This is a genomic window from Pseudomonas sp. I8001 (assembly GCF_013385345.1).
Lineage (GTDB): Bacteria > Pseudomonadota > Gammaproteobacteria > Pseudomonadales > Pseudomonadaceae > Aquipseudomonas.
Genome location: NZ_JACAQC010000001.1, coordinates 230,727 through 245,448, shown reverse-complemented (window position 1 = coordinate 245,448; position 14,722 = coordinate 230,727). Strand labels below are relative to the sequence as shown.

The 14,722-nt window shown below is 61.8% G+C and carries 5 protein-coding genes; 1 reads left to right on the top strand and 4 read right to left on the bottom strand.

Annotated elements, in window-relative coordinates:
* Positions 1-128: 128 nt before the first annotated feature.
* The 3 genes from nfuA to HX839_RS01050 form a co-directional block, all read right to left on the bottom strand.
* Complete coding sequence (gene nfuA, locus HX839_RS01060) at positions 129-713, bottom strand: Fe-S biogenesis protein NfuA (RefSeq protein ID WP_003210817.1); 585 nt, start codon at positions 711-713, stop codon at positions 129-131.
* A gap of 59 nt (positions 714-772) precedes the next feature.
* A complete protein-coding gene (locus HX839_RS01055) occupies positions 773-1,795 on the bottom strand; it encodes an acyltransferase (protein WP_177066623.1) in 1,023 nt (340 codons plus the stop codon).
* Between the two features lie 81 nt (positions 1,796-1,876).
* Complete coding sequence (locus HX839_RS01050) at positions 1,877-4,168, bottom strand: fatty acid cis/trans isomerase (protein ID WP_003210812.1); 2,292 nt, start codon at positions 4,166-4,168, stop codon at positions 1,877-1,879.
* Between the two features lie 164 nt (positions 4,169-4,332).
* On the opposite strand from HX839_RS01050, the gene metH reads away from it, so the two are divergent.
* Positions 4,333-8,043 (top strand): methionine synthase, encoded by a 3,711-nt coding sequence (gene metH, locus HX839_RS01045; RefSeq protein WP_177066622.1) that lies wholly within the window; start codon positions 4,333-4,335, stop codon positions 8,041-8,043.
* A 45-nt stretch (positions 8,044-8,088) separates the two neighbouring features.
* On the opposite strand, the gene HX839_RS01040 is transcribed toward metH, so the two are convergent.
* Entirely contained in the window at positions 8,089-14,673 is a 6,585-nt protein-coding gene (locus tag HX839_RS01040) for an NEL-type E3 ubiquitin ligase domain-containing protein (RefSeq protein ID WP_177066621.1), read from the bottom strand.
* Positions 14,674-14,722: the final 49 nt, after the last annotated feature.

Sequence of the window (14,722 nt, the reverse complement as noted above, 5' to 3'; positions counted from 1 at the left end):
GCAGCAACGGATATGTACACAACATACCTAACCCAAAACCTCACAACCCTAACGCAACCCACTGAATCCAAACCATAAAAAAACGGCGCTCACGGGGCGCCGTTTTTCACATCCGCAGCGAACACCCTTTAGTAGTAGGCGTTTTCTTTCTGCGTATGGTCAGTCACATCCCGCACACCCTTGAGCTCCGGAACCCGCTCAAGCAGCGTACGCTCAATACCCTCACGCAAGGTCACGTCCGCCTGGCCGCAGCCCTGGCAACCGCCACCAAACTTCAACACAGCAATACCATCATCAACCACGTCAATCAGACTCACCTGACCACCGTGGCTGGCCAACCCAGGGTTGATCTCGGTCTGCAGGTAATAGTTGATGCGCTCGTTAATCGGGCTATCCGCATTAACGTTAGGCACCTTGGCGTTCGGCGCCTTGATGGTCAGCTGGCCACCCATACGATCAGTGGCGTAATCAACCACCGCATCGTCAAGGAACGCTTCACTGAACGCATCGATATACGCGGTGAAGCTTTTCAGCCCCAGCGCCGTATCTTCAGGTTTTTCTTCTCCCGGCTTGCAGTAGGCAATGCACGTCTCAGCGTACTGGGTGCCGGGCTGGGTGATAAAGACGCGAATGCCAATGCCCGGGGTGTTCTGCTTCGACAGCAGATCAGCCAGGTAATCGTGGGCGGCGTCGGTAATGGTTATGGCGGTCATGGAAACTCCTCGCAGGCTTGCCGGCAGTTTACGCCAAATTATTACCGAGGTACAAAGTCCTAGTATTTTTGTCGGGAAAGAACCAACCGTTCGTCGCCATCGAACCAGCCTTTGAGCCGACGATAACTGCCCTTTTCCAACCAGTGATAGCTGGCCAACGACCCAAGGGCGATCAACACCACGCACACGCCGAGCATCACGTAGGCATTGATCCCATGACGCTGGGCGACAAAACCGCCGGCCGACAGCACCAGCACGTGCATCAGATAGACCGAATAGGAACAATCCCCCATCACCTTGAGCAGCCGGCTGCGCTCGAAATAGCGTTCCATCGAAATACAGGCCACCACCAGCACCGCACTCGGCAAGCCCCAGGTCAGGGCGCGAGGTGATGCCGGCCAGTGATAAATCGCCAGCAACGCACCGGCAATACCCGCAAGGGGCAGCCACAGGCCGGGGCGAATCCAGCCCTTGCGGTAAAGCATGCCGATGCCTATCCCCAGCAGGAACTCATACACAATGTCCGAACGATAGAATTCGCTGATCCAGCCGAAAGAAGTCCACGCCTGGCACACAGCGAACAACAACGCGCCCACCACCAGCACCCGCCACTGCCGGCGAAACAGCAACGCCCACGCAAACAGCACGTAGAAAAGCATCTCGTAGTTCAGGGTCCAGCCGACGTTCAAGGTCGGGTACACCCCATAACCACCGGGATTTTCGGAAGGTATGAACAGCAAGGACATCAACACATGGGCCGCATCGACGCTCTGGTCCGGCAACACCGGCCGCGCAAATACCACCAGCAGCGCCATCAACAGCGTGTAGAACCAGTAGGCCGGGACGATTCGCAGCAGGCGATACAGCAGGAATCGCCAGGGCGGCAGCTGTTTGTTCTCGGTGGAGAGGAAGATCACCAGGCCGCTGATCACAAAAAACACATCCACGCCCGCCGCACCTTTGTCGACAAACAGGTGGCCCAGCGCCGAATCGGCCTTAAAGCCAAAGAAAATCTGCATGAAGTGATGACCCACCACGGTCCAGGCCGCCAGGGCGCGCAGTGCCTGTACTGAAATCAACATCGTCGACCCACTCTCCCAACACTCGACACCGGTTATTCAGGTGCCTATGGCTTGGGACAGCCGTCGACGGTCAAAGGTCGATCAAAGATTCTCGTAGCGGTTCATGTCCAGCACGCCCTCTTCCACCGGCGTGGTTTCGCGGATGTACTGCGACAGGTCGTGGAAGTACTGCCAGAACTGCGGGTGACTGCGGCGGATGCCCCAGCGGTCGACAATCTTCTCGAAGCGATTGGCGTCCTTGGCATTCTCCATGGCAGCGACAAACTCCGGCACTTGCTGCGCCGGAATGTTGAACATGAAGTTCGGGTAGCTGCTCAGCACGCCGGGATAAATGGTCACGGTGTCCAGGCCCGGCTGATAGCGATAAGCCTCACCGAGCATAAAGGCCACGTTGCTGTGGGCGCGGTTGCGCAACAGGCTGTACATCTCACGTTTGCCGCTGCGGGTTTCGATGCGCAGCATGGTCGCTTCCGGCAACAGGTCGATCACCTTGAGCCCCGCCGCCGGGCGGTTGGTCAGGCGGCTCAGGGCCTGTTCGGCGTCCTGCAACGCAGGGTCAATGCCCGGACGCGAGCAATAGGCGCTGACGCAACGGTTGATCGGGTCCGGGCTGGCGTTCAGGTCGCCGTAGCGGGCCAGCAACTGGTTGGCGAAGTCGCGCTTGGGGTCCTTTTCATCGAGCTTGAGGCCCGTGGGCTTGTCATCGTCGATGGCTTCATAGTCCAGCCACAGCTTGACCTTGCCGCTGTTCTGGTACCAATCGTCAAGGAAGTCATCCCGCGAGTCCGCCGGCATCAGGCGCAGGAAGTTCTGCTCTGCACCGTTGCGGATCAGGTCGAAATACAGGCGCGTCTGGGCCTGATGGGAAACGTTGCCGAACACATCGAAATTCACCGCCAACTGGTAGTAGGTGCGCTCCAGCAGCGGATAGTCGAACAGCCACAGGGTTTGCGGCACTTCACCAATCAAGCCCTTGGTCACCGAGGCGCTGTCGAAGTGACGGAAGATGCTCAACAAGGCGTTGTCGTTGCCCGCCCACAGGCTCGACCAGCTCGGCGGCGGCAGGTCGGCATAACTGTCCCGGCGCAACGCCTCGTACTCGTTGCGCTTGTCGCGGTATTTGAGCCAGAGGCTGAGCACGCTGCCCACATCGTCAATCTGCCCCGGCATCGCCAGCAACGGCGTGGCCTGGCCGCGGTAGCGGGCATCGGTGATGTACAGGTCGTGGTCGGGGTCCTGGAACAGGGTCCAGAAGTTGTCGCGGATCACGTCCGTGGCGATCTGGCCCCGGCATACCGGCCCGCGAATGAAGGTGCGCACGAAGTATTCGGCGTTATCCAGCATGAACTGGTAGCGCGCCTTGGCCGGAATCGCCTCGAAGGTCTCGAACGGGTTCGCACGCCGGCCCGGCCCGTAGCCCGGCAAGGCTTGCACCTGCCAGTCATCGGTATAGAACAGCGACTTGATCCGGGCCATCTTCTCGGCGCTGAACGGATAGGTGATGTGAGTCTTGTGCACGATCACCCCCTGCACCGGCCACAGGCGGTAGTACACCTGGGTGCCCGGGTCGTCGTTGGGGCGGCGGGTGTTGATCAGGTCGATCGGCTGCCCGCTCGGGGTGCGCGAGCGTACCCACTGGAAGAAATGCCCCGGCTCGCCGCCTTCAAAGTAGATGTGAGCAAGGAACAGGTGCTCGAACAACCAGCGCGCCACCAGGCTTTCCCGGGCCCCGGGCTGGTTGAACAGGTTTTCCCATTGCTGCACTTGCAAGGCTTCCTTGGCACTCGGGGCCAGGCCTTGTTCGTCGATCGGTGCGCCGGAGGCCAGCCAGCGTTGCAGGGTCTGGTACTGCTGGTCGGTCAGGCCGGTGACGGCCAGGGGCATGCCTTCCTTCGGGTGGTTACCTGCGTAGGCGTTGAACTCCCCCGGCATCGGGCAGGTGTTTTCGCGGCTCAGGCCCAGCACGATGTCGTCGGGCAGCTTGGCGTTGGGCGCAAGCGGCGCGTTATGCCCCAGCTCCAGCATGCGCGCCATCAGTGCGGCCTGGCTGCCCTGGGCGTCGAGTACCGAGTAGAAATCCTTTTGCTGCCAGGCGGCTTTGCCGAAGGCGTCATAGAACAAACGGGTGGGCTGGCTGGCCTGGCTGCGTTCGCCGTCGTACACCGGCACCTTGGTCGCGCCACGTGCGGCGCCTTCGGCACTGCCCAGGTTGAGCTGGCAGGCCGAGTCGTAGCAGGCGTGGCAGGCTACGCATTTCTCGGTGAAGATCGGCTGGATGTCACGGGTATAAGAGATCGCCGGGGCGGGACCTTCTGCCTGTGCGGTGAGGGCGAACAGCGCGAACGCGGCGCTGACGATGAGGCGAAGTGACATGTTTCCGGTCCCGATTCAATGCGTGCAGTGAAAAACCCGTCGATTCTACCGATGTAACGCCCCCGCCAACATGAGCGATATTCATGCAAACCCAGCACATGCTCTAAAAGCGCACAGGTTTGTTATGATCTTCGCCCTCCGTAATACCTGACCAGAGTAGTCCCATGCCCGATCGTAGCGCTCGTCTGCAAGCCCTCCACCAAGCCCTCAAGGAACGCATCCTGATCCTCGACGGCGGCATGGGCACGATGATCCAGAGCTATAAACTGGAAGAGCAGGACTACCGTGGCAAACGCTTCGCCGACTGGCCGAGCGACGTCAAGGGCAATAACGACCTGCTGGTGATCACCCGTCCGGACGTGATCGGCGGCATCGAAAAAGCCTACCTGGATGCCGGCGCCGACATCCTGGAAACCAACACCTTCAACGCCACGCGCATTTCCATGGCCGACTACGGCATGGAAGACCTCGCCTACGAACTAAACGTAGAAGGCGCGCGCCTGGCGCGCAAGATCGCCGACGCCAAGACCCTGGAAAACCCGGCCAAGCCGCGCTTCGTCGCCGGGGTGCTCGGTCCGACCAGCCGTACCTGCTCGCTGTCGCCCGACGTAAACAACCCCGGCTACCGCAACGTGACCTTCGATGAGCTGGTGGAAAACTACACCGAAGCCACCAAAGGCCTGATCGAAGGCGGCGCCGACCTGATCCTGATCGAAACCATTTTCGACACCCTCAACGCCAAGGCCGCGATCTTCGCCGTACAGGGCGTGTTCGAAGAATTGAACGTCGAACTGCCGATCATGATCTCCGGCACCATCACCGACGCCTCCGGCCGCACCCTGTCGGGCCAGACCACCGAAGCCTTCTGGAACTCGGTCAGCCACGCCAAGCCGCTGTCCGTGGGCCTGAACTGCGCACTGGGCGCGAGCGAGCTGCGTCCGTACCTGGAAGAGCTGTCGAACAAGGCCAACACCCACGTTTCCGCCCACCCGAACGCCGGCCTGCCCAACGAATTCGGCGAGTACGACGAACTGCCGTCGGAAACCGCCAAGGTCATCGAGGAATTCGCCCAGAGCGGCTTCCTGAACATCGTCGGTGGTTGCTGCGGTACCACCCCGGGTCATATTGAAGCCATCGCCAAGGCCGTGGCCGGTTACGCACCGCGCCCGATCCCGGACATTCCGAAGGCCTGCCGCCTGTCGGGCCTGGAACCGTTCACCATTGATCGCAACTCGTTGTTCGTCAACGTCGGCGAGCGCACCAATATCACCGGTTCCGCCCGCTTCGCCCGCCTGATCCGTGAAGACAACTACACCGAGGCCCTGGAAGTCGCCCTGCAGCAGGTGGAAGCCGGCGCCCAGGTGATCGACATCAACATGGACGAAGGCATGCTGGATTCGAAGAAGGCCATGGTGACCTTCCTCAATCTGATTGCCGGCGAGCCGGACATCTCCCGCGTGCCGATCATGATCGACTCCTCCAAGTGGGAAGTGATCGAGGCCGGCCTGAAGTGCATCCAGGGCAAGGGCATCGTCAACTCCATCAGCATGAAGGAAGGCGTGGAGCAGTTCATTCACCACGCCAGGCTGTGCAAGCGCTACGGCGCGGCGGTAGTGGTGATGGCGTTCGACGAGGCCGGCCAGGCCGACACCGAAGCGCGCAAGAAAGAAATCTGCAAACGCTCCTACGACATCCTGGTGAATGAAGTCGGCTTCCCGCCGGAAGACATCATCTTCGACCCGAACATCTTCGCGGTCGCCACCGGTATCGAAGAGCACAACAACTACGCCGTCGATTTCATCAACGCCTGTGCCTACATCCGCGACGAGCTGCCGTATGCGTTGACCTCCGGCGGCGTGTCCAACGTGTCGTTCTCGTTCCGTGGCAACAACCCGGTGCGTGAAGCGATCCACTCGGTGTTCCTGCTGTATGCGATCCGCAACGGCCTGACGATGGGTATCGTCAACGCCGGCCAGCTGGAGATCTACGACCAGATCCCGGCCGAGCTGCGTGACGCGGTGGAAGACGTGGTGCTCAACCGCACCCCGGAAGGCACCGACGCCCTCCTCGCCATTGCCGACAAGTACAAGGGCGACGGCAGCGTCAAGGAAGCCGAGACCGAAGAATGGCGTGGCTGGGAAGTCAACAAGCGCCTGGAACACGCGCTGGTCAAGGGCATCACCACCCACATTGTCGAAGACACCGAGGAATCCCGGCAGTCGTTCGCGCGCCCGATCGAGGTGATCGAAGGCCCGTTGATGTCCGGCATGAACATCGTCGGCGACCTGTTCGGCGCCGGCAAAATGTTCCTGCCCCAGGTGGTGAAGTCCGCCCGGGTGATGAAGCAGGCCGTGGCCCACTTGATCCCGTTCATCGAGCTGGAAAAAGGCGACAAGCCGGAAGCCAAGGGCAAGATCCTGATGGCCACGGTGAAGGGCGACGTGCACGACATCGGCAAGAACATTGTCGGCGTGGTGCTGGGTTGCAACGGCTATGACATCGTCGACCTGGGTGTGATGGTCCCGGCCGAGAAAATCCTGCAGGTGGCCAAGGAACAGAAGTGCGACATCATCGGCCTGTCGGGGCTGATCACCCCGTCCCTGGACGAGATGGTGCACGTCGCCCGCGAGATGCAGCGCCAGGATTTCCACCTGCCGCTGATGATCGGTGGCGCCACCACTTCCAAGGCCCACACGGCCGTGAAGATCGAGCCCAAATACAGCAACGACGCGGTGATCTACGTCACCGACGCCTCCCGCGCCGTGGGCGTGGCGACGCAGTTGCTGTCCAAGGAATTGAAGCCGGCATTCGTCGAGAAAACCCGCCTGGAATACATCGACGTGCGCGAGCGCACCTCCAACCGCAGCGCGCGCACCGAGCGCCTGAGCTACCCGGCCGCCATCGCCAAGAAGCCGCAGTTCGACTGGAGCAGCTACACGCCGGTCAAGCCGACGTTTACCGGCGCCAAGGTGCTGGACAATATCGACCTCAACGTCCTGGCCGAGTACATCGACTGGACACCGTTCTTCATCTCCTGGGACCTGGCCGGCAAGTTCCCGCGCATCCTCACCGATGAAGTGGTGGGTGAAGCGGCGACGGCGCTGTACGCCGACGCACAGGAAATGCTCAAGAAGCTGATCGACGAAAAACTCATCAGCGCCCGCGCGGTGTTCGGTTTCTGGCCGACCAACCAGGTGCAGGACGATGACCTGGAAGTCTACGACGATGACGGCCAGCCGATTGCCAGGCTGCACCATTTGCGCCAGCAGATCATCAAGACCGACGGCAAGCCGAACTTCTCCCTGGCCGACTTCGTCGCGCCCAAGGACAGCGGCGTGACCGACTACATCGGTGGCTTCATCACCACCGCTGGCATCGGCGCTGAAGAAGTGGCGAAGGCCTACCAGGACGCCGGCGACGACTACAACTCGATCATGGTCAAGGCCCTGGCCGACCGCCTGGCCGAAGCCTGCGCCGAGTGGCTGCACCAGCAGGTGCGTAAAGAGCACTGGGGCTACGCCAAGGACGAAGTGCTGGATAACGAAGCGCTGATCAAGGAGCAGTACAGCGGTATCCGCCCTGCCCCGGGTTACCCGGCGTGCCCGGACCACACCGAGAAGGCCCAGTTGTTCCAACTGCTGGACCCTGAAGCCCGGGAGATGCACGCCGGCCGAAGCGGCGTGTTCCTGACCGAGCACTACGCGATGTTCCCGGCAGCGGCCGTCAGCGGCTGGTACTTCGCTCACCCGCAAGCGCAGTACTTTGCGGTGGGCAAGATCGACAAGGACCAGGTCGCCAGCTACACCGCCCGCAAGGAGCAGGACCTGAGCGTGACCGAACGCTGGCTGGCGCCGAACCTGGGTTACGACAACTAAGTTGTGGCGCGCTGGCCCGGGCGTCCAGCCGGCTGAGCGCCCGGGTCAGATCCCCAGATCCCTCCTCGCCCGTCCCGAAAGCCTGAGCGCCAGTGCCTGTTGCTCGGCAAGGTTTTCGGTGTCCAAGGCTGCGACTTCGCTCAGGTATTGGGCGCTGAGGTCCGGGTGAAGCTCCTCGAGGGCATCTACCTTGACCTGATGCGCCTGGGCCAACACCGAAAACTCTTCCGGGTACAGCTTCTGCAAGTAGCTGACCCAGTACGGGCGCTTGACCAGCTCTTGCATAAACACCGGAGTACTCTCTCTGGCCATAATGGCGGCATACGCCTGATCGATGTTGGCCTGGGTCACCCGGGACAGGTTGCGGTACAGCATGGTGGACGGTTGGTGAGGCAGATCCAGGCGCTCGGCCAGGCCGATGCGGTAGGCCAGGCGAATTTCCGCCGGGTCGATGCCAGGGCTGCGGTTGATCGCTTCGCCAGCAATGCGTTCTGCTTCATCGAGACGGATCATGCGCCGGGCCAGGTTGAACAGCGTGGTGCCTTCCTGCCCGGGTGCGAGGGCCCTCAGGGCCTTGAACTCATACACGCTGACTTCAAGATCACTGAACAGGAGGATCCAGCCGTCACCACAGGTAGCCCTTACCCGCATCGCCCGGGCCTGGCCAAATAGTTGTTCGCGCAAGTGCGGGTATTGCTCCGCCGCCTCAAGCACCGCCCACACCCGGCGAGTCAGGTCGGCGCGGTCGTGCAAGAAATCCTGGGCGTTCTTCAACTGGGAAATGATGTAGAAAAAATCCTCGCTGTTTTCGGCCTGCTTGAGCACGCTCCATACCCGGTGGCGGGCCGAATCGGCGGCAATACCCGAGAACCATTGGGCCTTTTGTTGTTCCGGGGTCAAGAGTTCAGGGTGGATGTCCGACCCGGAGCTGCTATCGGTACTGTGGTACCCCTCCAGTGCGTCTTCCAGTTCCTCGGCGGAAAATCCCAGGCCACAATCGGTCTGCTGCTGGTAGACGCGCAAGCGTGCAAGATCTTCCTCAAACAGCAGGTTATCGGACAGGTCCGTGCCCCACATCAGAGCGCTGTGCTGGGGCAGCAACGCGTCTTCAGGGATGGTTTCGATACGGTTGCTGCGCAGGTCCAGGTGGCGCAACTGCGCAGCCTGGAGGACACCCTGCGGCCACGCCAGAAGGTTATTGCCGCGCAGTTCCAATGACTGCAATTGAGGCAGGCTGCTGATGTCCAAAGAATCGAGGACGTTCTCACTCAGGTCCAGGCGCTCCAGCGCGGTCAGCCGATTGAGCTGGCCCTGCAGCTCGCTGCGATAGCGTAGTTCGTTATGGCTCAGGCGCAGCTCGGTGAGTATCGAGCATTCGCCGACGGCGTCGGGCAGGCTCATCAGGCCATTATTGTTGAGAGTCAGGGTACGCAGCTTGGGAAACGCCCGCAGGAACGCATTGGAGCCCTGCTCAGTAAGCTTGACTGCGTTGAGGTTCAACACCCTCACATGGGCCAACGGCTCGGGTAACGCCGGCAGGTCACCCAGATACAGGTCGTTCAATTGAAGGACCTCGCGCCCATCGCCCGGCGCAACCTCGGGGTGCGCCCGCAAGGTATGGCGCCAACTGTCGATAAGCCTGTCGGCCGCGCGACGACGGTCCACCGCGCTGACCCAGCCGCCCCCCTGGCGATAACCGCGAATATCGATCCAGTCGTTCAACACCCGCACCATACCCCGGTAGCCCGTGCGCCACCGAACCAGGCATGCCTCGACCTCCAGTGCGCCCAGGCCACTGGCAAGCAGTTCGTCAATGCGCCGTACCGCATCGCGCGTGGACAACGCCGGGTCTATTTGTTGCAGACGCTGCGCAGGTGTCTGCCGAACTTCACTGTTGGGCACCTCTACCTCCAGCGCGAGGAGCAGATCGGGACTGTCCGTGACCTCCAGGGGAAAGTATTCCGGATCGCCCCCCGTTCTGCCCTCCGCCAGCCCTTCGCGGGGAATGCCCAAGGGTTTGTCCAGGTAAAAGCTCGGGCCAAAAACCGGCAGCATGGCCGGTGCGACGTTCAACGGATTGTCCTGGTAGGTACGCAGGGCAAAACGCTGTATGTCGGCACAGGCCGGCAAGGTCAGGCGACAGCCACGCACGTTGCTGCTGAGCATCAGCAGGTCATGGCCGGTCAGTGCAGCCTGGGGGATCGTGGTAATAGCGCTGTAGCTCAGATCCACTTGACGCAGTTCGGGTAATGCCAGCCAACCTGTCGGCCAGGCGGTGGTCGCGGTGTGGCTCAGGTTCAGGCTGCGCAGCTGGTTGAGCCCACTGACATCCAGGGTACCCACACGGTTGTAATCCAGGTTCAACCCTCGAAGCGTGACCAGGGCGCTGAGGCGCTGCTGTATCGCCTCAGTGATCGTCAACTGGTTGTGCGCCAGGTCCAGCTGTTTGAGAGACCTCAACTGCGTCAGGGACGCCGGCAGGTCCATCAGGTTGCTGCGGCTCAGGTCCAGGCCGTGGATTTGGGTGAACTGGGGGAGGAAATCGTTCAATGCCGCCACTGAAACCCGGGTGCCTGCGAGGTTCAAGCGCTGCACGTGGGCAAAAGCTGCGGCCGGCATCAGCGGCAAATCCCCCAGTACCGTACCCGACAGGTCCAGCATGACCCCCTCGGAGGCGGCTGGCGAAGAAGGCCCGGCCACCTCACGGTGGGAGGCAAAACGTCGGTCGAGGCCATCGCGCCAGTAAGCCATGAGCTTGTCTGCCGCACGTTGACGATTGAGCGGGTCCACCGGTCGCCGGTCGACCTCCACTTCCCTGCCCTGCCACTCTTCCAGCGCCTGCTGCAAGGTTGCATGTTCATCCAGTAAGGCGTGCACACGGGTCAACTTGGCGTCACTGGTCAACCGATGGCGCCGCAGGTACGCCAAGGCACTGGGCGCAAACGCCGGGTCGCTGTCTTTCAGGCGTCGCAACGCGCCTTCACAATAAGCGTCCACCATCAGCACTTCATCCACCAAATGCCCCGGGTGGTTTTTCACGTGCTGATACACCGGCATGAACGCACGCCGCTCAAACGCTGCCCAGTTGAGGGTAAGGCCACGCCACAGGCGCTCGTGGCCCTCAAGCATTGCCGCCGGCATGGTATTTATCCCGGTCGCCAACAGGTCGAGCGTCTCCAGTTTGTCCAACGTCAGAACACCTACCGGCCACTCTTTCAGGGCGCCCGCCACCCGCAAGGCAAGCAGCTGTTTCAAGCCACTGACATCCAACGCGTCCAGCGCGCCCGTCAGGACTAACCGGCGCAATTGGCTCAACGTGTTAAGGCGTTGCAAAAAGGCCGGCGAATAGGTCAAGCCCCAGCCGTCGATCGACAACTCTTCAAGCTTGGGAAACAGCCCGACGCCCGCGGCAATCGCTTCGACATGGGCGGGCTCGGTAAACACATTCAGGACTTCGACGTTGGAGAACTGCTGCGCAAGCCTGGTGCCCTGGGCGCCCGCCAGGGTTTCGCCGCTTACGCCCAACCCTCGCACATGGGAAAAATCAGCATCCAGCGCCGGCAAGTTACCGGCCTTGCCCAGTGACAGATAGGCATGGGGTTTCAAGCCCCGGTACGCGCCTTCGCGCCAGCAATTGATCAGGGTGTCTGCCGTATGTTGTGCCCCCGCCTGAGCACTGTTTTGCGTCACCCACTGATCCAGGGTCATGCGTAACCGGGTCAGTTCGCGCTCGCGGTTGCCAATCAACTCATAGATCTGTGGGGGGCGCTGGCCGGCCTGCAACAGACTTTGCACAAACAGCTGGGCCGCCTCATCGCTGAGGTTGGGGTAAACATCGCGAACCCTGGCCGCCAGGGCGGCATTGGGTGCCTGGGCCGCACCCCGGCCGCTCAGGGCATAACCTAATGACCCGCTCGCCAGACGCAACGCCGGGCGAGCCATGGGCGCGCGTATCTTCAGCACGGCGGCCATTTCGAGGCGGTGTGCCGTGGCATACCGTGCCAGGGTTTGCTGCAAATCGACGTCCGCGCTGGCCAGCGGCAAACCCAGTGACTGGCGCAGGGTTACGGGCAAGGCATGGACGATTGATGGGTAGAAATTACGACTGCCGGGGACCGGACTGTTAAGAGGAGCCCCCTGCAGGTCGTAAGCCAGGAATGTCTCGCCTTTTTTGACCAGGTAACGGCGCACTGCCGCGTCTTCAGGCCCAACCTCAGCCAGCAAGCGCCCACTGGGGTTGTCGGCGCGCAGTTCCAGGCGCAGCGTGGGAGACCAGCCCGGCAGTTGCTGCAAGCAATGCAACGCCAGCCGCTCACTGTCCAGGCTGGCGAGCGCCGGCAGGTACAAGCCGGCCAACGCACTGCTCAGGCGACGTTGCTGTACCGCACGCCGCGCCAGGTTATCCAGGCGCGGCGCAACACCGGTTCGGCCGAGTATCTGCAGGCGTTCCTTATCGCTGGCCGTACTGATAATTTCGTTGATCGCGCCTCGGGACAAAGAAGCAAAGCGGCGCTGCAACACTGCGCCCTCGGGGGACAGCAGTGCAGCCTGTGGCGGCGCGCCGCGAAACAACTGCAACGTATCGGCCAGCACGGCAGGCATCGGCAAACCCTCTATGTGGACCTTGCGCAACAGGTCATCACTGATGCCGCTGATGTCGCCAAGGGCGCTCAACGTTGCATCGCTGATTCCCTGGGTTTCATGACCCAGGCGCCTCAGCAAGGTCAGGCGGTCCCATTCCAGTGGGCGTTCATGGGTATGGCGCCAGGCACCCGCCTGGTTGTGTTCAAGGATCGGCTGGTACGCGGCGGGATTGTTCGGATGCTGGATCCGCCATTTTCGAGTCCGCGCATCAAAAGCCTTTTCATAAAGGCTTTCACCCAGGCGCACATACATTTTGCCGTCCTGCGCGTACTGACCCTGGGCATTGGGCTTGAGTGATGCATCCAGAACGGTATGACTGCGGTAGGCCGCAAGGTCGGGTTTCCACAGGCGCCTTTCGCCGTTCGGCAACTTCACCGGCACCAGCCCATCGACCCATTTCGACACCTGGATAGCGGGCGCCCGGCCAGCGAGGGCTGCCGCCCCGCCCAGGGTGGCCATGAACCCGAGATTCAGCGCCACCGACTCCAGGTGCTCCCATGCCGCATCCATATCGCCCTCCTGCCAGGATTCGATGCCGTGATAGACCTCCAGGCCCAACTGAATCGCCGTGACCGCCAACAACAGCTCCCCCAGGCCGGGCACCATGAATGCGGCCACATTCAATGTGTTCAAACCCATGCTCAACCAGTGAGCATGGCGTGCCTGTGCGGCTTTTCGATCAGCCTCCGCAGTGGGCACCGCCAGGGTTCTGGCAATGTCCTTGAGGCGCTGTACATGCCGCTCGTAGAGCGCGCCGAACAACTCCCCCTCGATCAACCGTTCTCGCCGGTTCAAGTTGATTTGCTCGTCGTAGACCTGCTCCTTGTAGCCTCGCGGGTTCCAGGTGAATGTGTAGAGTTTTTCCTTGAGGCGCTCAAGGAACTGCGGCGCCTGTTGCTGAGGTACCAGGCTGGCAAACAACTGCTGATAGGCAGGTGAGCGCAGGTTCACCGCCAGTTCCTTGTCGAACGCCTGCATAGACGGGTATTCCTTGAGCGGGCACTGCGGCGCGCCCGGAATCCAGGCCACCACCCGCGTATCAGGCGCCACGGGAAGCAGCCCGCTCACACCTGCCCCAGGAAACAAGGGCGGGATCACGGACCGGGTCGGTGCGACACCCGGCCCGATCAGCAGCACCTCCCCCAGCTCGCAGCCCAGGATCGACAGTTGACCGAAACGTACGACCTCGCCATCCAGCAGCGGCCGCGAAGTACCTGCCAGCACTTCACGCAACATGAGAAACACCGCCGGACCGATGTCGCCCTGCGCCCATGCGGTATACAGGCGTACCGTCAGCAGGTCTTTTTGCGCGCGAATCATCTGCTCCCGCACCACGGCCCGAGTGGCAGCGGCATCGAACACCTGCGCCAGGTGGGCCTGGTATTGCTGCCCCAGGTCCAGGGTGCGGCACAGGGTGGAAAAGGTTTGTGGAGTCATCGACAGGGTTTCGCTGTAGCGATAACGCGCCGCACGCGAGCCATCCGCCCGCGCCTCGCCGTAGTACTCGGTCAGCAGCGCACCTTCCGGCGCCAGGGCGCTGGTCTGTTCGAGGGCGATATCGGTGAAGTCTTCATCGCCCTCGAAGTTCAGCAGCGCTGCCTGCAACAACGAATGCTGCTGCGGGGCCTGGCGATACCGCAGGTAATGCAGCTGGTTTTTGTTGACGTCCGGGGCCTCGCCCATCGCCTCGCGCAACGCCGCTTCCAGCTTGGGCTGGGCGAATTCGACAATGCCTTGCAGCGCGCCAAGGCCCTTGGCCAAGGCTTCGCGGGACTGACGGCTGGCCTTGCGACTGTCATCGAGTGCCTTGTTCAATGCGGGCGAGAGCGGGACCTTGGTGGCAGGCCGCTCCCTGCCGGGCAACAGTCCATGTTTGAGCCGGCGCACATCGACGGGGGCCATGTGGGCAACCCACGTGGGCAGACGTGCCTTGATCAGGGCGGTGTGCAAGCTTTCGTCCGCGAGGGCATTAGGTGGAGTAGACATGTGCGGCTTCCTGAGAACGCTTTTGGGAGGCCCAGTACAGCGAACAGGC

What these genes read in the sequence shown, in the direction of transcription:
- nfuA (WP_003210817.1), bottom strand. Translation starts at nt 713, where the DNA reads ATGACCGCCATAACCATTACCGACGCCGCCCACGATTACCTGGCTGAT.
- HX839_RS01055 (WP_177066623.1), bottom strand. Translation starts at nt 1,795, where the DNA reads ATGTTGATTTCAGTACAGGCACTGCGCGCCCTGGCGGCCTGGACCGTG.
- HX839_RS01050 (WP_003210812.1), bottom strand. Translation starts at nt 4,168, where the DNA reads ATGTCACTTCGCCTCATCGTCAGCGCCGCGTTCGCGCTGTTCGCCCTC.
- metH (WP_177066622.1), top strand. Translation starts at nt 4,333, where the DNA reads ATGCCCGATCGTAGCGCTCGTCTGCAAGCCCTCCACCAAGCCCTCAAG.
- HX839_RS01040 (WP_177066621.1), bottom strand. Translation starts at nt 14,673, where the DNA reads ATGTCTACTCCACCTAATGCCCTCGCGGACGAAAGCTTGCACACCGCC.